General features: G+C 69.4%; 19 protein-coding genes. 10 read left to right on the top strand and 9 right to left on the bottom strand.

Features of this window, described 5'->3' with window-relative positions; translation table 11 throughout:
• Positions 1-43: 43 nt before the first annotated feature.
• The 5 genes from ACFXN1_RS01020 to ACFXN1_RS01040 all read right to left on the bottom strand — a co-directional run bounded on the left by ACFXN1_RS01020 (position 44) and on the right by ACFXN1_RS01040 (position 5,109).
• Positions 44-346, bottom strand: coding sequence for a WXG100 family type VII secretion target (locus ACFXN1_RS01020; protein ID WP_379435696.1), 303 nt, complete (start codon positions 344-346; stop codon positions 44-46).
• A 48-nt stretch (positions 347-394) separates the two neighbouring features.
• Positions 395-724, bottom strand: coding sequence for a WXG100 family type VII secretion target (locus ACFXN1_RS01025; RefSeq protein ID WP_354830358.1), 330 nt, complete (start codon positions 722-724; stop codon positions 395-397).
• Between the two features lie 99 nt (positions 725-823).
• Positions 824-2,026 carry a hypothetical protein gene (locus tag ACFXN1_RS01030; RefSeq protein WP_379435695.1) on the bottom strand — a complete coding sequence of 401 codons (1,203 nt, stop codon included), beginning with the start codon at positions 2,024-2,026 and terminating at the stop codon, positions 824-826.
• A gap of 37 nt (positions 2,027-2,063) precedes the next feature.
• On the bottom strand, positions 2,064-3,299 hold the full coding sequence (locus ACFXN1_RS01035; RefSeq protein ID WP_379435693.1) for a hypothetical protein: 1,236 nt from the start codon (positions 3,297-3,299) through the stop codon (positions 2,064-2,066).
• Between the two features lie 229 nt (positions 3,300-3,528).
• Entirely contained in the window at positions 3,529-5,109 is a 1,581-nt protein-coding gene (locus ACFXN1_RS01040) for a serine/threonine-protein kinase (RefSeq protein WP_379435692.1), read from the bottom strand.
• 155 nt (positions 5,110-5,264) lie between these two features.
• Here ACFXN1_RS01040 and ACFXN1_RS01045 point away from each other — a divergent pair, with 155 nt between their 5' ends.
• A complete protein-coding gene (locus ACFXN1_RS01045) occupies positions 5,265-6,608 on the top strand; it encodes an FHA domain-containing protein (protein WP_379435690.1) in 1,344 nt (447 codons plus the stop codon).
• 7 nt (positions 6,609-6,615) lie between these two features.
• Here the strand turns inward: ACFXN1_RS01045 and ACFXN1_RS01050 are convergent, their stop codons facing one another.
• Positions 6,616-8,103, bottom strand: a complete 1,488-nt coding sequence (locus ACFXN1_RS01050) for a metallopeptidase (RefSeq protein WP_379435688.1) — start codon at positions 8,101-8,103, stop codon at positions 6,616-6,618.
• A 100-nt stretch (positions 8,104-8,203) separates the two neighbouring features.
• Between ACFXN1_RS01050 and ACFXN1_RS01055 the strand changes: the two genes are divergently transcribed.
• The gene (locus ACFXN1_RS01055; RefSeq protein WP_379435686.1) at positions 8,204-10,933 is read left to right on the top strand and encodes an ATP-binding cassette domain-containing protein; all 2,730 of its coding nucleotides are present in this window, start codon (positions 8,204-8,206) and stop codon (positions 10,931-10,933) included.
• Positions 10,934-11,012: 79 nt separating this feature from the next.
• The gene (locus ACFXN1_RS01060) at positions 11,013-13,637 is read left to right on the top strand and encodes a hypothetical protein (RefSeq protein WP_379435685.1); all 2,625 of its coding nucleotides are present in this window, start codon (positions 11,013-11,015) and stop codon (positions 13,635-13,637) included.
• Here the strand turns inward: ACFXN1_RS01060 and ACFXN1_RS01065 are convergent.
• Positions 13,554-14,183 (bottom strand): hypothetical protein, encoded by a 630-nt coding sequence (locus tag ACFXN1_RS01065; RefSeq protein ID WP_379435683.1) that lies wholly within the window; start codon positions 14,181-14,183, stop codon positions 13,554-13,556. The genes ACFXN1_RS01060 and ACFXN1_RS01065 overlap by 84 nt on opposite strands.
• Positions 14,184-14,485: 302 nt before the next feature.
• On the opposite strand from ACFXN1_RS01065, the gene rplM reads away from it, so the two are divergent.
• From rplM to glmM, 3 genes are all read left to right on the top strand, one after another.
• Entirely contained in the window at positions 14,486-14,929 is a 444-nt protein-coding gene (rplM, locus tag ACFXN1_RS01070) for a 50S ribosomal protein L13 (protein WP_326309446.1), read from the top strand.
• The gene (rpsI, locus tag ACFXN1_RS01075) at positions 14,926-15,441 is read left to right on the top strand and encodes a 30S ribosomal protein S9 (protein WP_379394682.1); all 516 of its coding nucleotides are present in this window, start codon (positions 14,926-14,928) and stop codon (positions 15,439-15,441) included. The genes rplM and rpsI overlap by 4 nt, the downstream gene beginning before the upstream one ends.
• 229 nt (positions 15,442-15,670) lie before the next feature.
• Positions 15,671-17,047 carry a phosphoglucosamine mutase gene (gene glmM, locus ACFXN1_RS01080; RefSeq protein WP_379435682.1) on the top strand — a complete coding sequence of 459 codons (1,377 nt, stop codon included), beginning with the start codon at positions 15,671-15,673 and terminating at the stop codon, positions 17,045-17,047.
• Positions 17,048-17,096: 49 nt separating this feature from the next.
• On the opposite strand, the gene ACFXN1_RS01085 is transcribed toward glmM, so the two are convergent.
• A complete protein-coding gene (locus tag ACFXN1_RS01085; RefSeq protein WP_379435680.1) occupies positions 17,097-18,740 on the bottom strand; it encodes an ABC-F family ATP-binding cassette domain-containing protein in 1,644 nt (547 codons plus the stop codon).
• 117 nt (positions 18,741-18,857) lie between these two features.
• Here ACFXN1_RS01085 and ACFXN1_RS01090 point away from each other — a divergent pair, with 117 nt between their 5' ends.
• From ACFXN1_RS01090 to ACFXN1_RS01105, 4 genes are all read left to right on the top strand, one after another.
• Positions 18,858-19,064 (top strand): PspC domain-containing protein, encoded by a 207-nt coding sequence (locus tag ACFXN1_RS01090; RefSeq protein WP_379435679.1) that lies wholly within the window; start codon positions 18,858-18,860, stop codon positions 19,062-19,064.
• 105 nt (positions 19,065-19,169) lie between these two features.
• Positions 19,170-19,481, top strand: coding sequence for a DUF6802 family protein (locus ACFXN1_RS01095; protein WP_364605403.1), 312 nt, complete (start codon positions 19,170-19,172; stop codon positions 19,479-19,481).
• A gap of 46 nt (positions 19,482-19,527) precedes the next feature.
• The gene (locus tag ACFXN1_RS01100) at positions 19,528-19,848 is read left to right on the top strand and encodes a hypothetical protein (RefSeq protein WP_379435677.1); all 321 of its coding nucleotides are present in this window, start codon (positions 19,528-19,530) and stop codon (positions 19,846-19,848) included.
• Positions 19,845-21,761 (top strand): hypothetical protein, encoded by a 1,917-nt coding sequence (locus tag ACFXN1_RS01105; protein WP_379435676.1) that lies wholly within the window; start codon positions 19,845-19,847, stop codon positions 21,759-21,761. Before ACFXN1_RS01100 ends, ACFXN1_RS01105 begins: the two co-directional genes overlap by 4 nt.
• A 255-nt stretch (positions 21,762-22,016) precedes the next feature.
• Here ACFXN1_RS01105 and ACFXN1_RS01110 read toward each other — a convergent pair whose 3' ends face one another.
• Positions 22,017-22,880 carry a dienelactone hydrolase family protein gene (locus ACFXN1_RS01110; RefSeq protein ID WP_364605397.1) on the bottom strand — a complete coding sequence of 288 codons (864 nt, stop codon included), beginning with the start codon at positions 22,878-22,880 and terminating at the stop codon, positions 22,017-22,019.
• Positions 22,881-22,925: the final 45 nt, after the last annotated feature.

Genomic DNA, 22,925 nt, shown 5'->3' on the forward strand with positions numbered 1-22,925 from the left:
GCGGGCCGACTGCCCTGCCCACAACCCGGAAACCAAAGGCGGGTCAGAACAGGCCGGCCAGGGCGGTGTCCTTGGCCTGGAGTTCGGCGTTGCCGGTGCGGACCAGGGTGGCCGCGGCGTTGAGGGTGGTGTTGAGCTGGAGGACGTGCTGGTTCCACGTGCGCTGGAGGTCGGCGAACGCGTCGTTGGCGTCACCCTTCCAGTTGTTCTGGACGAACTCCTCCACGCTGCGGTGGAAGGCCTCGAGCTGGTCGCGGATGACCTCCGCGCGGCGGATGATCGAGTTCGCGCCGTCGGCGACGCCCTCGAAATGGGCGGAGATGATCCGGCCGTCTACTGCTGCCATGGTGAATTCCTTTGCCACTGGTCCGAAAAGAGCGGGAGGCCGAATCGGCTAGACAGCCGGGAGGTCCAGGCTGGAGATCTGCGCGTTGACCTTGGATTCGTAATCCTTGTCGTGCTCTTCGTAGTTGGAGCCGACCTTGATCAGGGTCTCGGCGGTGTGCACCAGCTTGTCGTTGAGCTTGTCGGCCTGGAAGTAGTACCGCTGCATGAACGCATTGAAGGCGTCGGCCGCACCGCCCCGCCAATTCGCACCGGCGACCATGCCGTCCTCATCGCGCTTCAGATCGGCGATGGCATGCATCAGCATGTCGTGGGTCTGCTGGAACTCCTGGGCCTTGGCCTGAATGAGCTCATTGCTGGCTTCGAATGCACCGGCCACGGTGTCTCCTCTCGATTCGCGGGCGGACGACCTCTCAGTGCTATTGGACGTAGGCCATGACCCACCGGTTCCACCCGGCTCAGCTCGCCACCAAACCGACTACCAGGTGCTGTTCGCCAGCAAGGCGTACTGGGCGGCCGCCCGCTGATGGGCGTCGGCAAGTTGATTCGACTCGACCGCACCCGTGTAGCGGCGGTAGCTGACCATGCACCGAAAGCGCTTGGCGCCACTGTTCTGGTTCTGGTCGCTGGTCTCTCCGCACTTCGCGTTCGGCACCCCGGCGGGCGCATCCGCGACGCCGGAATAGCCGTGCGCGAGAATGGCGGCGGACAGACGCTCGGCGGCCTGCGCGTCCCGCGCGCGGAAGAGCATGCTGACGCCGTCGTAGGACGCACCGGAGGTGGTGAATCGATCCATGCCGCTGTCGGCGACCAGCCGCCCCCAGAAGTCCTGGTCGCTCACCCGATTCAGGAATCCACGCGGTTCGGCGACCGCCTGGTTGGCGAAGTCGGGTGCCAAATAGACCTGTGTGGCGAGGGTCCGCCGCAGCATTCCGTCCGCGTCGAAGGGCAGTCGCAGGACGCCCTCGCGGTCCAGGGGCGGCAGCGAATCCAGCAGTGGCAGTTGCGCGTCGTAGACCTTTTCGGCGAGGGCCGTCAATTTCGACAGGTCCGGATCGTTCACCCCGAGATAGGTGTCCACGACATAGCTGCCGTGCGCCAGGGTCGACCCGATGCTGGCCACGCCGGGACGCCAATGGCTGTGGGCGTCAGGGTATTTCGAGAGCGCCACGTGCTGATTCACCTCGGCCGCCACCCCGAAATCGGCATTCTCCAAGTCCGCGGCAGCCTTCGATGCCGCCGCGGCGTCGGGGAATTGCATCACCGTCACTGTGGTGAACGCGCTGTCGTCGGGGGCCTTGCCGTACTTGTCCGGCTGTTTCACGCTGTGCCCCACCGCGACACCGAACATCATCTTGCCGGCGTCGAGGATCGGCGCGGTGACCTTGGCCAGTACGGCGGTGGCGCCGTCGGAATCCTTGAAGGGCTGAATACCGGTGCTGTACTTGAATTCCGGATCGACGTCCGCCGCATCGGCCACGTGGTCGGCCAGCCGCTGCTCGGCCAGTTCGAAACCCTTGGCCATGTCGGGGTAGTAGTCGTAGCGCAACTCCAGCGGATCGGTGGAGTACTTGCCGACATCCAGTGTGCGGACGTCGATTTCCCCGGGGCGGGCGCTGCCCTGGACGGTCGGGCCACACCCCGCCACCGCGGCGGCGGTCAGCGTGAGCAGGGCGGTCATTCGAAGTTTGTGCGAGAGCATGGTTTTCCGTTCCCCCTCAGTGTTCCGCGTTGACCAGCAGGGCGTACTGCGCCGAGATGCGCTGCTGGGCATCGAGGAGCTGATTCGCCGAAACTTCGGCGGCGAACCGACCGTGCCTGACGTAGCAGTAGTAGGAGATCGCGAACTTATCGGGTCCGGTGTACTTGCGGCACTGGGCATTCGGCAGGTTCGCCGGCGATTCGGCAGGCCGGAAGGTGCGTGAGGTCTCGCTGCGCGCGGCGACGATCGCGTCGGCGCCCGGGGCGTCGCGGGCGCGGAAGACGGTGCCGCCGTTGAACGCCACCCGGTCGACACCGGCCTTGTCGAACAGCGCCGCGTTGTCGTCGCCGGGGAACAGCTGCAGTCCGCCGTGCCGATCGTAGACGCCGGGAATGCCGCGCTCGGATTGATCGTCGTACACGGTCGGCAGCGTGCGCCCGAGGACTCCGTCCATATCGACGGGCTGTGCGGTCAGCTGGTCCTGGGGAACGACCGGGAACTTGGCGAGGGCGGGCGGGATGGCGTCGAGGCCGAGCTGTGCCCGGGCGGTGAGCTTGGCCGGATCGCTCACCCCGGTCTCGGCCATCACGTCGTCCCAGATGTAGGTGAAGAGGACGAATCTGCCTGTGGCGTACCAGGATCGGACGGTGGCGTTGAAGTTGTACTGGGTGTCGAGGTAGACGAACGCGTCCGGATACTTGTCGATCCGCAGGCGCTGGCTGCCCGGGACGGCATCGAAGTCGGCCTGGCCCAGGGCTCGAGCGGCGGCGCTCGCCGCGGCGTCGTCGGTGAACATCAGCACGACGTTCGAGTACTCGTAGGCCAGGGTGTTCTGTTTGTCGGAGTCGCCGGTGGTGACGAAGCCCGAAATGAACCCCGGGGCCGCGGCCTTCAGCGCATCGGCTTTGGCGTTGGTGCGCAATTTCATGGCGCCTGAACCGAAATCGATGAACGGGCGGATGGCGCCGTTCACTGCGGCTGCTGGGTACCGGACCTGTGGATTCACCTCGGAAGGCAGCGGAATGTAGTTGGCCAGCCGCTCGGCCTGCACGGCCCGCGCCAGGTCGGGATCGGTCGCCTTGTCGTAGTGCTTGGGCTGGGTGGGCAGATTGCCGGTGTCGAGCTTGCTCAGGTCGATCGCCGGTTCGGCGGGCGCCGCCGGGGCCGCTTCGGTACCCGAGCCGCAGCCGCCTGTCACCACCGCCGATAACACCAGGGCGACGGCCACGGCCGCCCGTCTCATCGTGCGCATGCTTCCCCCTCCATCAGCAAACAATCGGGCAACACCCTAACGGCTACCAGGTGCTGTTCGCCATGAGCGCGTACTGGGCGGCCGCGCGCTTCTGCACCAGATCGGCCAGTTGAGTGAGCTCCGGATCAGTGCGGCGGTGCACGCCATCGTCGCGGCGACAACTACGGACACGACGGCGCGTGCGAGCTTGCGCATGGTTCCCCCGGAGAACGAACTATCGGTCGCAACCCTACTTGATTCTGTTGTGCAGCACCGGAACCAGCTTGTTGACCAGGGTCTGCGTGGAATCCGGGGTCCAGCCGCGCAGCGCGGCCACCGCGGCCGGATCGTCGAGCGGGACGACGATGGCGCGCGAGCTGGTGATCTCGTTCGGCAGGCCGAGCAGCCCACCGCCACCGGCCTTTTCGTCGCTGCGCACCGCGATGATGTAGGAATCGTCGGGCACGGTCAGCGACCCGTAGCCATCGGAGGGGCGGGGAGAGGATTCGTCGCCCTTGGGCTGGTACTCGTTGTTGTAGACGAAGCCGAGGCTCTCCAGGAACTTCGCCTGCGGGGTGCCGGCCAGGTAGATGCTGTATTTGGTGTTGAACTGCGCACCGGTCACGTCGACCATGGTGACGGTCTTGCCCGCGAAGGCGGGATTGTCCTTGCGCGCCTTGTCCACCGGGCCCAGATTGGGATCCACCGTGGTGGTTGCGGCGGGGTTGGCGCTGGAAGCCGTTGTGGCGGAGCTTGTCTCGCCGCCGGTGGCCACGATCCCGATGCCCACGGCCAGCGCGACCGCCACCACCGCCGCGCCGATCCCGATGTAGAGCCGGTTGCGGTTGCGGGGGGCCTGCCCCGTCTCGGTCGGCTCGGATGCGGAAAGCGGTATGCCGCCTGTGGTTTCGCCGCCGGATAGCAGCATGCCCGGCGGCGCGACCTGGATCGGATAGGTCGGCGACGTGGTGGTCGACACCGGGTTGTAGCCGGGCACCAGTGCGGCCGTGGCGGCGTCGGTGAACTCGCGGCAGGAGTTGAAACGCTCGGCCGGGTTCTTCGCCATGACCCGCGCGAAGACCTCGTCCAGCGTCGCGGGCAGGTGCGGGTCGACGTCGGTGGCGCGCGGCGGCGGCTCGTGCAGGTGGCCCATCATGACCAGCGCCGGTTGCGTTGCGGGATAAGGGTTCCGGCCGGTCAGCAGCTTGAAGAAGGAGCAGCCGAGGCTGTAGATGTCGGCGCGGTGGTCCAGCGGCCGGCCGGACAGCTGTTCCGGCGGTGCGTAGGCGATGGTGGCCACGAAGCTGCCGGTCTGGGTGAGCTCGGTGGTGTCCTCGGTGGACTTGGCGACGCCGAAGTCGGCGAGCAGGGCGCGCTCGTCCTCGCCGTCGACGCTGGAGAGCAGGAAGTTGGCGGGCTTCACGTCGCGGTGTAGCAAGCCGCGGCGGTGCGCGTAGTCCAGGCCGCGGCCGATCTGGGTGACGATGGACAGCGCGCGCAGCGGCGGCACCGCGGCCGGATCACGCTTGAGCTCGGCCGAGGCGTCGGTGCCCTCGACATACTGCATGGCGATCCACAGCCGGCCGTCCTCCTCACCGCGATTGTGGACCGAGACGATATTCGGGTGGTCCATGCCCGCAACCACATTCGCCTCGCGTTCGAAGCGGCCGCGGAACTCCTCGTTGGTGGTCAGATCGGAGGAGAGCACCTTGAGTGCGTCCATGCGCGGCAGCTCGGGATGTTTGGCCAGGTAGACCGTCCCCATACCGCCCGATCCGAGCACGCGGACGATCCGATACCCGCCGACGATGGTGCCTGGGCTCATCGCCATTGCCGGAACTCCTGGATGATTCGGTGGGGCAGGCCGTACCTGCCGGAGCATACCGGGCTCCCACCGCCGCTACGCGACTCGGAAAGGCCGCTGAGTAACCTGGGTGCTGTGCTGAACAATCCCTGCCGTGTGCTCCTCGGGGGTCGGTTCCCTTGATGGATCGGCAGGTCGAGGTGGTCGCGGGCGGCCATGTGGTGAGCCGGGTGGCGGGTGCGGTCATCCTGGTGGCGCATCGGGAGCCGGGGGCGCTCACGCCCGGATCGCGGGCCGTGGTGGCGGCGCGGGCGCTGGGCGAGCTGGTCGCGGACGCGACGGATCAGGCCCCGGACGGGCCGGGCCGGCTGGTCGCGCGGCACGCCACCCGCTGGCTGATGAAAGAGGCCGAGCGCATTTCGCCCGGCGCGCCCATCGAATTCGGCATCCTGACCGAGGCCGACACCGGTGGCCTGGCGATCTTCCTGCACGGATCGGTGACGGCGCTGCTGGCCGGGTCCGTGGTCGAGTACTACCGCGGCAGTGATGCCGCCTTCACCGTGGACCGGGTGGCCGAACGGCCCGCGCGGGCCGCCGCCCTGTTCATCGATGGGAACCGGCCGCCGGAGCTACCCGGGCGCGGAATCGGTTCGCTCATAGAGGGTCTCGCGCCGGCGGCGGGCGCGGTGGTGTGGTTCGAGGGCGAGCCGGTGGTGTCGCGACGGCCCGGGCGCCCGGCCGCGGCGCGGCAGCGGGTCGTGGAACCGCCGCCGCCGACCGCGGCGTTCGATGCGGAGCGGGATCCGCAGCCGGAAGCGATTCCCCTGGACCCCAACCTGATTCCGACCCGTACCTCCAATCGCATTCCGGCGAGCCTGGACCCGGAGCCCGGACCCGCCCAGGATGATCCGGACACCGAGGGCATCGACCTGCACCGCGCGCCGACCGAGATGGGCGGCGCCCGAGAGGCGAACGGCACCAACCCCGCGCCCAAACCCGACCCGGATCTGCAGCGCCGCCTGGAGGCCACCGCCAAGGCCACCGCGCTCACCGTGAAGGTGCTCGGATTCAAGTGCGCACGTGCGCATCCCAGCGATCCGCGGGCGGCCTTCTGCACCGTGTGCGGCATGCCCGTGGATCAGACCCAGCAGCCCGCCGAGGTGATCCGGCCGCCGCTGGGCATGCTGGTGCTCGACGACGGCATGACCTACATGGTGGCCGCCGACGCCGTGGTCGGCCGCGACCCCGAGCACTCCGATCCGGTGCGAGCGGGCCTGCTGCCCTTGCGAATCGACGACAACTCCGGCGGCATGTCCCGCGTCCACGCCGAGATCCACCTGGTGAACTGGGACATCACCATCGTCGACCACGGCTCCACCAACGGCACCCGGGTCCGCCCGCAGGGCTACCGGGATTGGATTCGGCTGCAACCGAATCAGCCCTTCACCCTCGCCGCCGGCACCGAAATCATGCTCGGCAACCGGGTGCTGCGGCTGGAGCCGGTCGCACCCCCGCCCTTCGGATGAGGCGCGATCAGGTGTAGCGGGAGTAGCAGGTGTCCTGGGTGCCGAGGACACCGGCGCGGAAGGCGTCGACTCGGGAGAAGCCGCTGGGGACGGTCTTGCCGTCGGTGTCGCTGGCGGCCAGGCCGTCGGAGAGCAGGCCGGAGACCGCCTCGTCGAGATCGCCCGCCGACAGCGAGATGTCGCCCTGGGACTTGCTTCGGTTGGGGTCGGCCAGCTTTCCGGAGATCACGCCCGACAGGCAGGCCGCGCGCAGACCGGTCTTGGCCCCCTTCAGCGGCAGTCCCGCGGCATGCTGCACGGCCAGGGTGTAGCGCGAGATGAAGACGATGTAGGCGGTGAAATCGCCGGTCACATCGGCGGGCAGGGCGTCCTGGTCGTCGGCGTTGGAGACGCCGCGATCGTGCAGCGCGGGCACGTCGGTGCCGATCAGGTTGGTGGTGGGGCAGTAGGTGACCGGGACGGTGTCGGCGCCGTTGCGGCAGTTCAGTTTGGCCGAGTCGTAGCTGTATTCGGGCTCGTCCGGGATCGGCATGATGGCGGCCATGGCCTTGGCCAGTTCCTGGAGGTTGGCCTTGTTCACGTCGGACTGGCCGTGTCCGGAGTCGTTGCCCAGGGTCTGCGGCAGATCGCCGCGGCGGCGGTCGATCTCGTTCTGGTCGATGGCCTTGCAGCCCTTGGGCCCGTCGGTGAAACCGATCTGCACCGCGGTCACCCGCTCGAACGCCGAACCGTGCACGTTCTGCGGATCGTCCGGGTCCGCGTCGCGGAAGGCGACGGTGGCGGCCAGCACCGCGTTCAACCCGTCGGAGGTGTTGATCGTGAAGTGCTTGGCCTTCCCCTCGGCCACATTCCGGATGAACGCCCCCGCGAAGCAGTCCGCCTGCTGCTCCTTGACGATGGTCGGGGTGCGGCGGCCGACCAGCTTGGCCATCTCCTGGATCGCGTGCCCGTACTCGTGGGCCAGCACCATCACCACCGACATCTTCCCGAACTCGTCGGCCACCGCGGGCAGCAGCACCCCGCGATCCCAGCCGACGGATCCGTCCAGGCGGCAGTAGGCGGCATTGACGAGCCGGTAGCTGGACTCCCCGCAGAACTGCCCGGCCTGCGAGCGCGGCGTCTTGGCGCTCCACGAGATGAACTTGCCGACCGGGCTGAAGACGCCGCCGAACTCCAGCGGGAACTCGCCCTGCCAATAGGTCTGGATATCGTCGAGCGCGTTGAGAACCAGGTGGTCGACCTGGCCGCCGTCGGAATCCTGCGCGGTCAGCGTCGAATCCGGGGCGCCCGCGCGCGGACCGCTGGGGCCGCTGGTAGTGGGCAGACCGGCCACTTTGAATGGGTCGTCGTAGATGGAAACCGCGCGACCGTGAACAGTTCGTGTACATCCGGACAAGAGCGCGACCGCGAGCACCAGTACCCCCGCCACCACGACAACGCGGCGAATCCCCCCGGACCGGCGCGTGCGCACCGCCTCCCCCTGGCGTTTCGCCACGTGCACTCCCTCGCAGGCTGATTCGATCTCTGTCCCGTTATCGGGCCTGCGGCCGATGAGCGCAACGCCGGACTCCGGGGGCTTCGCCTATTATCCAGCCATGTCTTCACCGGGGGCGCAGCAGATCACCGTGCGTCATGAAGGAACCGAACGGGTCTTCGACGCGACCCAGCAGATCACCATGGGCAGGGCGCCGGAGGTGATGCTGTTCGTCGACAGCCCGCTGGTGTCCCGGGTGCACGCGACCCTCAGCTACGAGGCCGGGTCGTGGATGCTCAGCGACAATGGCAGCACCAACGGCGTCTTCGTGGACGCCCGCCGCCTGACCACGCCACTGGTCATCAACCGGCCCACCCAGGTGCGGCTCGGCGATGCCATCACCGGGCCGCTGCTGCACCTGCTGCCGCAGACCAGCCGGGGCGGTGGCACGCCGCCGCAGCACCAGCGCCCGGGCATGATGCCGCCGCCGAACCGGCCGCCGTCGCGGCCGATGCCGCAGGCGGGTCAGCCGCAGCAGGCCCAGCAGCCGCCGGTGCAGCCCTTCGCGCAGCGCCCGCCGGTGCAGCAGCGGCCCAATCCGCAGCAGGCCTGGCCCAACCCGGCCCAGGCCAACCCGAATCTCGCGCAGCGGCCGCCGGTGAACCGGCCCGCGTCCGGGCCGCAGCATCAACTGCCGCACCCGGTACAGCACCAGCAGCCGAATCCCCTGCAGCAGCGGCAGACTCCGCCTCCTAGCACCTCGGCGACGCCGAATGTGCCGCGCCCGCCGGTGAATACGCCGCCTCCGGCCGCCGCTGACAACATCAATATGACCACCAAGGCGGACACCTCCGCGCTGCCGCCGATCCGCGCCCGCGCCTCCACCGCGGCCATCGCGCGCGCCGACCGGATTCCGCGCGACGGCCTGAACATCGGCCGTACCAGCGACAACCAGATCGTGGTCAACGACCCGATGGCCTCGCGCCGGCACGCCCGCCTGGTGCCGGACCGGCAGGGCCTGGCCATCGAGGACCTGGGCTCGGCCAACGGCACCTTCGTCAACGGCCGCCGCGAACAGCGGGCGCTGCTGCGTGAACGCGACATCGTCACCATCGGTAACGTCGACTTCGTCGTGCAGGAGGGCACGCTGGTCCATCGCCAGCGGCCGGTCGCCGAGCAGGGCCTGCACGTGCACGGCGTCTCGTTCACCGTCGAGGGCAACAAGCAGCTGCTCATCGACGTGAACATGCAGGCCGGGCGCGGCTCGCTGACCGCGATGATCGGCCCCTCCGGCGCGGGCAAGTCGACCCTGTCGAAACTCATTGCGGGAACGACGCATCCGTCCGCGGGCGTGGTCACCTTCGAGGGCCGCAACCTGCACGCCGAGTACGAGGCGCTGCGCTCTCGTATCGGCATGGTGCCGCAGGACGACGTGCTGCACCGGCAGCTGACGGTCAAGCAGGCGCTCAACTTCGCCGCTCAGCTGCGCCTGCCCCCGGACACCAGCAAGGCCGATCGCCAGCAGGTGATCGCCGATGTGCTGAAGGAACTTTCGCTCACCCAGCACGCCGACACCCGTGTGGACCGGCTCTCCGGCGGTCAGCGCAAACGCGCCTCGGTGGCGATGGAGCTGCTCACCGGTCCCTCGCTGCTGATCCTGGACGAGCCCACCTCGGGCCTGGACCCGGCGCTGGACCGGCAGGTCATGACCATGCTGCGGGAACTGGCCGATGCCGGGCGCACCGTCATCGTGGTCACCCACTCGGTGGCCTGCCTGGACATGTGCGATCAGGTGCTGCTGCTCGCGCCCGGCGGCAAGACCGCCTTCTGCGGGCACCCGGGCAGCGTCGGGCACGTCATGGGCACCAGCGACTGGGCTGAGATCTTCGGCCGTGTCGCCGCCGATCCGGACGGGGCCTTCGCGAATTTCCGCTCCCGCCAGGCGTTCGCGGAGCCGCCCGCGCCGGTCAAACCGGTCGAACGGGCGAAGGCGCCGAAATCCAGTCCGCTCAAACAGTTCTCCACACTGTCGCGGCGGCAGCTGCGGCTCATCTTCGCCGACCGCGGCTATCTGGCGTTCCTCGCGATCCTGCCGTTCGTGCTGGGCGGCCTGTCGCTGGTCGTGCAGGGCAAGAGCGGATTCGAGTCCGTCGGCTTCGTGCAGGCGCCCGACGGCAGTTTCGTGCGCGCCAATAATGGCGAGGCCCAGCAGCTGCTAGTGGTGCTCATCCTCGGCGCCTGCTTCATGGGCGCCACACTCACGGTGCGTGACCTGGTCGGCGAGCGGGCCATCTACTACCGGGAACGTGCGGTCGGATTGCGTTCCGGCGCATACCTGATGTCGAAGGTCGTGGTCTTCAGCCTTGCGGCACTGCTGCAGTCGGCCGTGATGATCGGAATCGTGCTGGCGGTGAAGAAGCCGCCGAGCAAGGGCGCGGTGATTCCCTACGGCCCGGCGGAGCTCTATCTCGATGTCGCCCTCACCGCGGTGACCTGTGTGGTGCTGGGTCTGGCGCTGTCCGCGCTGGCCAAGTCCAACGAGCAGGTGATGCCGCTGCTGGTGGTGATCATCATGGCGCAGCTGGTGATGGCGGGCGGCATGATCCCGGTGACGGGCCGCGTTGTGCTGGACCAGCTTTCCTGGCTGTTCCCCTCGCGCTGGGGCTATTCCGCGGGGGCGTCCACGGTCGATCTGCCCAATCTGTCGGCCTCGGCGGCGGCGCAGCAGGACCACTTCTGGAAGCACACCGTGGGCGCGTGGGCACTGGATGTCTCCGTGCTCGCCGTGATCGCCGTGCTGCTCGCCCTGTTCACCTGGTCGCGCCTGCGCTTGAAGAAGTCGGCTGCGTGATCGGCCATTCGCGCAGGCGGGGGTGCGAAGTGTGGATTCGGTCGCGCGCGCTGCGAAGCGAGCAGGCAGACTGATGACTGTGACGGCTCGAGTTGGGGCAGTGCATCTCGGCTGGGACGTGGTGTCGGTGGCCGCCGGTGGCGGCGGTTCGCCCATTCGCCCGGTCCAGGTCGAAAGCTCATACACACCGCCCGCATACCTGCTGGCGGATTCGTCCGGCCGGCTGCACACCGCCGGCGTGGACCGGCGTCCCGACGTCGGCATCGCCATTTCCGATGTGCGCGACATCATCGGGCACCCGCAGATCGTGGTGGCCGGGGCGACCTGGCCGGCCGAGCTGGTCTTCCGGGCCCGCATGCACAATCCGCTCGCGTCCATCGTCGAGCACCTGGGCGGTGCGCCGGATGTGCTCGCGCTGCCCTTCCCCGATGAATGGCCCGACCCCAAGGTCGACGAATTCGTGCGCCTGGTAGAGCAACTCGGCGTGCCCGCCGAGCCGCTGCCCGAATCGGTCGCGCTCTCCGGCTATGTCCGCGCGCTCGGTCTGGTGCGCGCACCCGGTCGCGGTCCGGCGGTCGGCGCGGTCGGCGTCTACTCCGACGGCCGTGAATGCCTGGTCGTCGCCGTCCACGGCAATGACGATCAGCCCACCGAGTCGGTCAGCGTCGCCATCACCGCCGAGGCGCTGCACGAGGCCCATGCCGCCGACAATGTGGTCATCGAGGTGATGGCCGCGGCCCGCGCCATCAATGCCGACACCTCGACGGTGCTGCTCACCGGCAATGTGTGCTTCAACGACGCACTGCGCCTGGCCTTTCAGAACCATCTCGGCCACCGCTTCCAGGTCGCCGACCACCCGATGCACGCCCTGGTCCTGGGCGCGACCCATCTGCTGGTCGCCGACAGCGAGGGCGACCCGGCCTACGACCGGCCCGCGGCCGCCGCGCAGCAGCCGGCGGGCGCCGATGCGCGCCCGATCGAACAGGGCCCGCGTCATGTCACCGGCGGCCCGGCCGCCGGGCAGCCACTGCAGCGTCAGCCCGAGCCGCTGGCCCACCAGCCGGAATTGATTCCCCGGCACATGGATTCACCGCCCGCACCCGAATCCGGTGCGCAGCGACCGGATTCCGCGCGCGGCACCGGCCCGCAGCCCGTGGTCGATCCCGCCGCCGCGCCGGATCACTCGGGTGCCGACCCGGCGGGTGCGACCGTCCGCCTCACTGCCGAGGAGGCCGCGGCCATCACCGCCGCCGCCCAGGCGAAGCAGGCAGCGGGGACCGGCCCACAGGCCGTCGCCGATCCCGCCGCAGCAGGACTCACCAGGCGAATCACCGCGCAGGAGGCTGCATCTCAGAGCGGTGGTGCGGGCACGCCGACCGGACCCGGCGGCCTGACCCAGCGGATGACGGCCGAGGAGGTCGCGCGACTCACCGCGCAGGCGGCGGGCGGCTCCGCGCAGGCGGCGGGCGGTCACGGGCGGCACGAGGCCCCGGCGGGGCAGTCGCCGAGTGGCGATGCGGGCCAAGGGGTTCCCCGTGGCACCGAGAATCCGAGCACCGGGCCGCAGCCGGTGGCCGGCGGCCGCGGCACGCTGCCGCCGGGGCTGGAGGGCGTGGGTGGCCGGTTCATGCGGCCACCCGGATCGCCGGCCGATGATCAGCTGACCACGGTCATGGGCCAGGGCGGCGCCGGGGCGGGCCAGCAGGGATTCGGTCAGCCGGGCACGCCCGCCGCCGATGCCGGGCCGGGCTCGGGTGCAGGCGCGCAACAGGGTTCGGGCGGTGCGCCCGCCGGACCGTACGGCTCCGGCGGTTACGGGCCGGCCGGCGGCTACGGCCAGGCGGCCGGGCAGCCGGGCTACGGCCAGTCCGGTGGGCAACCTCCGGGCCAGTACGGACCCGGTGGTTCCTACGGTTCCGGTCAATCCGGACCGGGCGCCGGGTCTTCCGGCTACCCGGCCGGTGCGGGCTACGGTTCGGCGAATGCTCCGGGCTCCGATGCGGCCGCCCAGGGCGGCTACGGTCCGGGCGGCGCGCAGCCGAATGCGGGTGGCCAGTACGCCCCGCAGCAGGGTGCCGCCGGGCAGTACGGTCAGGGCGGATACGGCTCGGGCGGCTATGGGCAGCAGGGTGGGTACAACACCGGCGGCTACCCGGTCGGTCCCTATGTGCCCGAGGGAGATACGTCCGGTTCGGGTCGCGGGAGTTTTGCTGGATCCGGTGGAAACGCTCCTGGCCAGTCCGGCGGGATGTACGGTGGGTCGATGTCGACGGGGGCGCGCGGGGCGAATCCGCAAACGCCGGAAGATGCGGCTGGGCAGTCGGATTCGGAATCCGGCTCCGAGGCCGACCGCAAGCAGCGCAAGGGCAAGCTGTGGAACAAGATGCGCAAGCCCTTCGGCGCTCCGATCATTGTCGGCGCGGCAGCGTTGTCACTCCTGGGCGCGCACTCCGACCAGCGGTCCGACCCGGTCGCGTCAACCACGCCCGCCGACACCGTGATTCGGGTCGGTGGCGGGACCGTGCACCCGGTCAACGAATCCTGCGCCGTGACCCCGTTCGTGTCCGGCCTCCCGCATGCGGGCATCGCCACCGTCGGTGATCCCAGGGATCAGGACTGTCTACGCTTCGGCATCGACACGCTGCGCTACACCATTCCCGGACCCGCGCGCGGCGCCGATCCGGGCCCGCCCCTGCACATCTGATCCGTCCGCCGCGAGATCGTCGAACCGCAGCCAGTTGGTGGCGGTCAGCAGCTCGACCCGGGAGACCCGGGGCGCGGGTCCGGTGTGACCGGTCAGCGCCCAGGCGCGTTCGATGGTGAGTCGCAGCAGCCGCCGGGCCGCGTAGAACAGCAGCGCGGCCAGCGGCAGTTCGCCGATGCCGGCGGAGAGCAGGGCGGACCACAGATCCGGGCTGTTCCAGTCGAGCACGATGTCGAACCAGGCATCGCAGATCAGCAGCGTCCCGGTGATCATCGCCCACGGAATGAAGACCTGCCGGCGCCGCCAGGCGTGCCAGGCGGTCATGCCGATCGCGCCGACCAGCGCGAAATCGAAGCCGACCCACGCGATGTCCCACTGGCTCACCTGCCGTTCGGAGGGCAGGCTGACCGAGAGGTACGCGATCCAGGGGATCAGGAAGACCAGACTGCCGGTCACTACGGTCAACAGGATCCGGCGCATGGCGGCCGCATGCGGGTGAGGCGTCGCTGCTGCGCGCGAATGGGTCGGCTGGGTGCTGATCGCCATGGCGGCCTCCATTGGCAGGACGGCTGGACCAACCGTCGCGATGGTTCCCGTTCTCCTTACAATGCCCGTACCGGAGGAACTCATTCCGCTTAGGCTGTGAGATGGATCACTCTTCGTTCGGGTGTTCCCTGTCCGCCGGGACCGATTCGGGAGACGGCCACCCCCGCTGGTAAGGTGGCTCGTTGGCGTGCGGTACGGCCGGGTAACCGGTTGTCGTACGAGCCCCGGGTCTCCACCGGCCGCCGGGAATCAGCTCGACCTCACGCTTGGCTGGCAAAACCTACGACAGACAGGGATGCACTGTGCCTACGTACAGCCCCAAGGGCGGTGACGTGACCCGCAAGTGGTACGTCATCGACGCCACTGACGTAGTGCTCGGCCGTCTTTCCGTGCAGGCTGCGAACCTGCTGCGCGGCAAGACCAAGCCGACCTACGCCCCGAACGTGGATGGTGGCGACTTCGTCATCATCATCAACGCGGACAAGGTCGCCGTCTCCGGCAACAAGCGTGAGGACAAGGTCCTCTACACCCACTCCGGCCACCCCGGTGGTCTGAAGGGTCGTACCGTGGGCCAGATCCTGGACACCCGCCCCGACCGTCTGGTCGAGCGCGCCGTCAAGGGCATGATCCCGAAGAACAAGCTGGGCAACCAGATCATTCGCAAGCTGAAGGTCTACGCGGGCCCGAACCACCCGCACGCCGCCCAGCAGCCCATCCCCTTCGAGATCAAGCAGGTGGCCCAGTGACCGCTCCTGAGGAATTCAACGACGACTACGTCGTCGAGGACACCGCCGTGGAGGTCGTCGAGGAGGGTGACGGTTACGAGGCCGAGGCCGAGTACGCCGAGACCTTCTCCGCCCCGGTCGTCATCGACCGCCCGGTGCAGACCGTCGGCCGCCGCAAGGAGGCCGTGGTCCGCGTGCGCCTGGTGCCGGGTTCCGGCAACTTCGTGCTGAACGGCCGCACCATCGAGGATTACTTCCCGAACAAGGTGCACCAGCAGCTGGTGAAGTCCCCGCTGGTCACCGTTGAGCGCACCGAGACCTTCGACGTGCACGCCCGCCTGGTCGGCGGCGGCCCGTCCGGTCAGGCCGGCGCCCTGCGCCTCGCCATCGCGCGTGCCCTCATCGAGGTCACCCCGGAGGACCGCCCCGCTCTCAAGCGTGCCGGCTTCCTGACTCGTGACCCGCGTGCCACCGAGCGTAAGAAGTACGGCCTCAAGAAGGCCCGCAAGGCGCCTCAGTACTCGAAGCGCTGATATTGCGCCGTCGGGCTCTACCGTGCCCAGTCCTTCCGGGGGCCGGGCACGGTACGGTCTACACGGCAACCTGTACGAGAGCAGGCTCCCCGCAACGGTTTTCACAACTGTTGCCCCTTATTTCCTGGACACACTCCGCCGCGGAACGCGGCGGAGTGCGAGAGTCCGGGAGAGGGCCGGAAGCCTGCTCTCGTGCTGTATCGACCGAACCAGCAGGGGTGTTGAGGTAATGGGACGTTTGTTCGGCACCGACGGTGTGCGCGGGCTCGCCAATGAGTCTTTGAGTCCGGAACTGGCGCTGCAGGTTTCGGCCGCCGCCGCCCAGGTTCTGAGTCGGGGGAAGAAGCGCGCGCTGGCCGTCGTCGGCCGCGACCCGCGCGCCAGCGGCGAGATGCTGGAGGCCGCCGTCACCGCGGGCCTCACCGCCGCCGGTGTGGACGTGCTGTCGGTCGGCGTGCTGCCGACACCCGCCGTCGCCTACCTGACCGGCCTGTACGACGCCTGCCTGGGCGTCATGATCTCCGCCTCGCACAACCCCATGCCGGACAACGGCATCAAGATCTTCGCCGCGGGTGGCCACAAGCTGGACGACGCCATCGAGGACCGCATCGAGGCGCTCATCGCCGAGGGCACCTTCACCCGCCCCACCGGGGCCGCGATCGGACGGGTGCTCGGCCGTCCCGGACTCGGTGGGCACGTCTACGACGTGCACGACCGCTTCAGCCTGGAAGGCACCCACGAGCGCTACGTCGAGCACCTGGTCCAGGCCACCGGCCGCGATCTGCGCGGGCTCACCGTCGTGGTGGACTGCGCGAACGGCGCGGCCTCCGAGGTCGGGCCCACCGCCTACCGCGAGGCGGGCGCCACGGTCATCGCCATCAATGCCGAGCCCGACGGCCTGAACATCAATGACGGCTGTGGCTCCACGCATCTGGAGCAGGTCCAGCGCGCCGTCCGCGAGCACGGCGCGGACCTCGGCCTCGCGCACGACGGCGACGCCGACCGCTGCCTGGCCGTGGACGCCACCGGCGCGGTCGTCGACGGCGACGCCATCATGGCCATCCTCGCCCTGGCCATGCGGGACTCCGGTGACCTGGTGCAGAACACCCTGGTCGCCACCGTCATGAGCAATCTCGGCCTGCACATCGCCATGCGCGAGGCCGGAATCACCATGCGTACCACCGCCGTCGGCGACCGCTACGTCCTCGAGGACCTGCGCGCGGGCGGCTACACCCTGGGTGGCGAGCAGTCCGGCCACGTGGTCTTCCCCCGCTTCGGCACCACCGGCGACGGCGTCCTGACCGGCCTGAAGCTGATGGCCCGCATGGCCGAAACCGGCCGTGGCCTGGCGGAATTGGCGAGCATCGTGCAGACCGTCCCGCAGGTGCTGGTGAACGTCCCGGTCACCGACAAGGCGGCGGTCGCGGCCGCGCCGTCGGTGCTGGAAGCCGTCGCCGAAGCCGAGCGCCTACTGGGCGATACCGGCCGAATCCTGTTGCGCCCCAGCGGAACCGAACAGCTGGTCCGTGTCATGGTGGAGGCGACCGACCCCACCCAGGCGCATGACCTGGCCGACAACCTCGCCAAGCTGGTCGCCGCAGTCTGAGTAGCCCCGGTCGCCCCGGCATGCCGAATCGCATGCCGGGAGCACGGGGTCAGTGCGTTTCGGTGAGTTGTCCGCCGTCCATGTGCCAGCGGCGGGTGGCCCGGACATTGTCGAGCATGCGACGGTCGTGGGTGACCAGGAGGACTGTGCCCTCGAAGGATTCGACGGCCTGCTCCAGCTGCTCGATGGCGGGCAGGTCCAGATGGTTGGTGGGCTCGTCCAGGACGAGCAGGTTCACGCCGCGGGCCTGGAGCAGGGCCAGTGCGGCGCGGGTGCGTTCGCCGGGGGAGAGAGTGTCGTTGGGGCGCAGCACATGTGGGCCGCGCAGGCCGAACTTGGCGAGCAGGGTGCGGACGTCGGACTCGTTCCGGTCGGGCACCTGGGCGCTGAAAGTGTCCGCCAGGGTGGCGGTTCCGCGGAACAGGCCGCGCGCCTGATCGACCTCGCCGATCGCGACGCCCGAGCCCAGGGCGGCGGATCCGCTGTCCGGCTTCGTCTTTCCGAGCAGCAGGGACAGCAGCGTGGACTTGCCGGAACCGTTGGCGCCCGTCAGCACGATGCGGTCGCCCCAATCCACCTGCACCGTCACCGGTCCGAGGGTGAAGTCGCCGCGGTTCACGGTGGCGCCCGACACGGTCGCCACCACCGAGCCGCTGCGCGGGGCGGCGGCGATGGACATGCGCAGCTCCCACTCCTTGCGCGGTTCCTCCACCGTGTCCAGGCGTTCGATGCGTTTGAGGGTCTGCTTGACCTTGGCGGCCTGCTTCTCGGTGGATTCCGCGCGGGCCTTGCGACCCATCTTGTCGGAATCCACCTTGGACTTGCGGCGCGCATTGCGGACGCCGTGTTCCATCCAGTTGCGCTGCATGTTGGCGCGCGCTTCCAGACCGGATCTGGTGTCGGCGTACTCGTCGTAGGCCTCGCGCGCGTGCCGGCGCGCGATCGCCCGCTCCTCCAGGTAGGACTCGTAGCTGCCGTCGTAGACGCCGACCTGCTGCTGGGCCAGATCCAGTTCCACGATGCGATTCACGGTGCGCGCCAGGAACTCCCGGTCGTGGCTGATCACCATGAGGGGCTCGCGGACGCCGGTCACGAACTGCTCGAGCCGGGCCAGGCCGTCGAGATCCAGATCATTGGTCGGCTCGTCGAGCAGCAGGATGTCGAAGCGCGACAACAGGACCGAGGCCAGCCCGGCGCGCGCGGCCTGACCGCCGGAGAGCACGGTCATGGGGGTGTCGAGGCCGTGCGGGAGGCTCTCGGCCAGGCCGAGATCGCGGGCCACCTCCTCGGCGCGCTGTTCCAGGTCCGCGCCGCCGAGGGCGAGCCAGCGCTCCAGGGCGGGGGAGTACTCGTCGTCGCCGCCGTCGGCGAGGCGTTCGGCGGCGGCGTCCATGAGCTGCTGGGCGGCGGCCACACCGGTACGGCGGCGCAGGAATTCGAGCACGGTCTCCCCGGCCAGGCGCTCGGGTTCCTGGGCCAGGTAGCCGACGGTGGCGTCGGGCGGGCTCAGCACGATCTCGCCCTCGTGGGCGCGACTGTCGGCGAGCATGCGCAGCAGGGTGGACTTCCCGGCGCCGTTCACCCCGACCAGCCCGATCACGTCGCCCGGGGCGAGGATCAGGTCCAGGTCGGAGAACAGAATCCGCTCACCGTGTCCGGCGGCCAGGCCGCGCGCATGCAGAGTGGTGCTCACCAGGGCGATTCTGCCGTGTTCGGGGTGGCACCCTGACTCCGGCCCTCGGAAAGTTCAGGGTCGTATTGGGGCGTGCGACCGATGTGGGCCGAGATCGAACTGGGCACAGTGGGAGACATGACGACACAGTTTCCGACTCCGGCCCCCAAGCGACTGACCCGCTCCGCCAACGACAAGTGGATCGGCGGCGTGTGCGGCGGCCTCGCCCAGTACTTCGGCTGGAACGCCAACCTCGTTCGCGCCCTGTTCATAGCGTCCTGCCTGCTGCCCGGGCCGCAGTTCCTCATCTACATCGCGCTGTGGATCGTGATCCCGAAGCAGTGAGTTGTCCACAGGCCGCGAGTTGTCCACATTCGTGATCGAGGGTGATGCGGGTGCCTCGGCAAAGTGACAGGATGAGAGCCACGTCACAGCGGAGGAGTGCACATTATGGTCACATCGGGTGATCTGCCCGGATTGGAGCTGCCGGATCTCGACGCGCACACGGAGCTCGGCGGGCTCGGCGCGGTCGAGTTATCGCACCCCACGCAGGATCTCGACGGTGACGGCCTGCTGGACACCGTGACCACCAGCACCGATCACGCCATGCAGGTGTGGACGGATCTGGATCACGACGGCTACGCCGATCATGTGACCGTGGTGGACAGCGGCGGGGACTTCTCGGCCTGGGAGTTCCACCACAATCCGGACGGCACCACCGAGTGGGTGCGGATGGACGTAGGACACCTCGGCGGCACATAGCCGGGGCGGCGGGGGTTTTCACGGTATCGGGATTCGAGGGGGAGCAATGAGTGAATCCGGCGATTTCGGCGTGCGCATCGCGGCCCTGCGCGACGGGGCCACCACCTTGCGCGACAATGCGGCGGCCCTGGGGCTGCATGCCCGTACGGTCGGCGAACATGCCTTCGGCATCGGCAGGGACGAAGCCGGGCGGAACTATTCCGCGCAGGGCATTGCCGTGCACCAGGGCTTCGAGCGCGCGGCCGCCTGCCTGCGGTACTGGGGCGCGGCGGCCTCCGCCACCGCCGAGGTATTCGACCGCGCCGCCACCGAATACGCGCGCCTGGACCGTGAATACGCCACCGCACTCACGCGGGTGGGCCGATGAGCTTCGACCCCACCGGCAAGAGCATCGACCAGATTCTCGACTACGGTGCGCCCGGCCTCCAGTACTGGGAACACTTTCTGCCCCTGTACACCAAGGCATTCGGCGCGCCGGAGGGGCTCGGCCTCGCCGACCTCTATGCCCGCTACGACGAGCAGCGAGGCGCGGATCTCATCGAATTCGACACCGCCCGAACCGAACTGGACAGAGCGCTCACGGATGCGGAGTCGCGTTGGTCGTCGCACCGGGCCATCGCGCAAACCCTGCCGACCGCCTGGACCGGCGCCACCGGCACCGAGGCACTCACCATCGTGAATTCCCAACTGCGCCAGGCCCGCGACGATCTCGACACCATCCGCACCGCCTCCACCGCCATTGCCGCAGCCCTGGACCCCCTCCGCGACTCGGTCCTCACCAAGGCCGAACACACCCTCGCCCTGCTCGAACCCACTCTGGACGGCGAAGGCCGCCTCGCCATCGACGGCAGAACTCCGGACGACATCGAAGCCCTCGACACCACCGACCCCTGGCTCACCGGAACGTTCCGTGCCGACGTCGATCACAAACTCGCGGCCTTCAGCGCCGCCTGTGCCGCCACCAACGAGACCTTCGAATCCCACTACCGCACCATCGTCACGGCCCTGGCCCAGGTCATCGACCATCCCTATCCGCAACCTGCCCAAGCCCTGCTGCCCCGGCCCGAGGAGAACCCGGCCCCGAGTATTCCCACGCCCCAGCCTCTTCCAGCGCCGCAGTCGTACCCAGCGACAACGCCGCCAACATTGCACCCCCAGCCGTCGCAACCGGTCGTCCCGCCTGGATACCCGCCGTCATCGGGTGGGGCAAGCGCACCCGACCCGGCCCAGCCGCAGTCCCCGGATCGAGCTCAGCCGTCTACCGTCCCACCGGAATCCCTGCCTGGCCGAGCGGGTTCCACTGCACCGGCCGCCGAGACACAACCGGCCGGCGCTGCGGACCTCAGCGGTGCGGAGCCCGATGGTTCCGCGGGCTCGGCGGACACTGGTACCGCAGCAGCCCCGGACCTGGCCGAGCAGCGGTCCGACCAGTTCGGCCGGACCTTGAAAGACACTCTCACCCAACTCGAAAAGGGCCTCCAGCAGGGCATTTCCGCCGCCATCGAGAAGCTCGACTCCCTCACGGGCCAGACATCACCATCGCCCGGTGAACCCGAGGCAGCAACCGATCCCAAGCCCGAGCCGGATCACTCGGAGAACCAAGCACTCCCGTCTGGCCGGCTCGAATTCGACCTGTCCGGTAAGCATTTCGTCCTCGAACGCACCCCCACCGGCGACCTGACCCTCGCCGTGACCGACGAATCGGGCCGAACCAACACCTACACACTGTCTTTCGATCAGAACGGCACCCCGGTCCTCGCCACCGACGACCCGGCCCACACCCCCACCGCACCCGCCAGTGATGCCCACCCGGACCCGACCCCACCCACCCAGGCGGACGCGCCACCCACGACAGATGGCGGCGCAACGCCCGGTCCAGACTGCGTACCCCGCACCTGCCCAGTTCCCGACCCGCCGACCGCTCCACCGAATCCCTGCCCCGACCCCACCCCGAATCAGTCTGCGCCGCCAGAGGTTCCGCCCCCACCCGCCGCCGGGGACGGTGCGCCGCCGGGCTGCACCCAGCCGCCCACCCCCCATCCCACTCCGGACCAGACTGCGGGCGGTTGCGCGCCGCCGACCCCGCCCGTGCCGACCGACCAGCCGCCCGGGCGCGCGCACCCGCTCGAAAACCCCGTGCCGCCAACAGCTACGGGTCCACCCGGATCCGACGCGCCACTCGCCGAAGCCACGCCCTGGTCAGCGGAGCCGCACACGCCGCTGGAGATCCCGGAGGGAGGTCCCGAAATACCCGAGACCACCGAACCTCTCGCGCCGTAATCGTCGTCCTGCCGGTGCTGTCTGGACTCCGCGCGAGCACCGGTCCCGGCACCCTGCGCTGCCGTAAGCGGGGACCCGGTCGCTCGGCGCGCCCGTGTGAATCCGGTTCCCGCGCTGGGGAGTCCGGACGGACTGGCGGAGAGTGCCGAGGGAGGCGTCGAGCGCCCCAGCGCGGGAACCGGCTGTGCCGCCCCCAGAATCGCTCGAGGCCGCCCGCAGAATCGCTCGAGCCGAGCGTGCGCCGAGCGCCCCGGGCTACTTGCGGAGGGCCTGGATGAGTTGGAGGACCGGGAGTTTCTGGGGCTGCTCGGGCTCTTCCTCGATGGCGTTGGGGTCCACGAGCTGGGTGTGGGGGAGGGCGGCTTCGGGGTCGGCGAAGGGCTTGTACTTCTTGTCGCCGAGGACGGTGTAGTTGAGGTAGCCGACCAGGAGGGCTCGGGTGAGGCGTTCGGTTTTGGGTTCGTGTTTGCCGGCGCCGAGGGCGGCGAGGGCGCGGCGGCCCTCGATCATGCCGTTGTGGCCGGCCTTGTCGAGCGAGCGCAGGATCGCGCCCTCGCCCCAGGCGGCGGCCAGCGGGATGGCGTCGGAGCTGACCGAGTCGATATCGGTGGCGCCGGCCAGGATCAGGGCCGGAGCGTCGATCTTGGGGGCCAGGGCCTCGGCGGAGGGCGCGGTGGGGGACGGATACAGGGCCGCGACGGCGGCGACGTCGCGCTGGGAGGCGGCGATGACGGCCGCGCCCGCACCCATGCCGTGCCCGGCCAGGGTCAGCCGCTTCGGATCCACGCTGACATTGCCCGCGCCCAGCCGCACCCCGGCGCAGATGTCGAGGGTGGTCAGCAGATCCGTCGCGAGGTTCAGGTGCGAGGGGATGGGTCCGCGCTCGGTGTCGGGCGCCGCCGCGACATAACCCCAGGAGGCCAGGTGCTCCAGCAGCCGGCGGTAGTTGCCCACCCCGGTCAGCCACCCGTGCCCGAACGCCACCGCGGGCAGGTTGAGTCCCTTCCCGGGCGTGTACACCACGCCGGGCAGCCCGGCGATGCCGAGATTCCCGCGCAGCACCTCGTGCGGGCCACGCAGGGTCAGAGTGCTCAGGAGCGATTTCACAGACGCCGACACGGTCTAGAACCTATCCGATGGCGGCGGGCTTGGGGCGTTTCGCCC

It is taken from the genome of Nocardia sp. NPDC059154 (genome assembly GCF_042755705.1).
Classification (GTDB): Bacteria; Actinomycetota; Actinomycetes; order Mycobacteriales; family Mycobacteriaceae; genus Nocardia.

Coding starts and splice junctions, on each gene's coding strand:
- ACFXN1_RS01030 (WP_379435695.1), bottom strand. CDS start 2,026: ATGACCGCCCTGCTCACGCTGACCGCCGCCGCGGTGGCGGGGTGTGGC.
- ACFXN1_RS01045 (WP_379435690.1), top strand. CDS start 5,265: ATGGATCGGCAGGTCGAGGTGGTCGCGGGCGGCCATGTGGTGAGCCGG.
- ACFXN1_RS01065 (WP_379435683.1), bottom strand. CDS start 14,183: ATGGCGATCAGCACCCAGCCGACCCATTCGCGCGCAGCAGCGACGCCT.
- ACFXN1_RS01105 (WP_379435676.1), top strand. CDS start 19,845: ATGAGCTTCGACCCCACCGGCAAGAGCATCGACCAGATTCTCGACTAC.
- ACFXN1_RS01035 (WP_379435693.1), bottom strand. CDS start 3,299: ATGCGCACGATGAGACGGGCGGCCGTGGCCGTCGCCCTGGTGTTATCG.
- ACFXN1_RS01090 (WP_379435679.1), top strand. CDS start 18,858: ATGACGACACAGTTTCCGACTCCGGCCCCCAAGCGACTGACCCGCTCC.
- glmM (WP_379435682.1), top strand. CDS start 15,671: ATGGGACGTTTGTTCGGCACCGACGGTGTGCGCGGGCTCGCCAATGAG.
- ACFXN1_RS01040 (WP_379435692.1), bottom strand. CDS start 5,109: ATGGCGATGAGCCCAGGCACCATCGTCGGCGGGTATCGGATCGTCCGC.
- ACFXN1_RS01055 (WP_379435686.1), top strand. CDS start 8,204: ATGTCTTCACCGGGGGCGCAGCAGATCACCGTGCGTCATGAAGGAACC.
- ACFXN1_RS01095 (WP_364605403.1), top strand. CDS start 19,170: ATGGTCACATCGGGTGATCTGCCCGGATTGGAGCTGCCGGATCTCGAC.
- ACFXN1_RS01100 (WP_379435677.1), top strand. CDS start 19,528: ATGAGTGAATCCGGCGATTTCGGCGTGCGCATCGCGGCCCTGCGCGAC.
- ACFXN1_RS01020 (WP_379435696.1), bottom strand. CDS start 346: ATGGCAGCAGTAGACGGCCGGATCATCTCCGCCCATTTCGAGGGCGTC.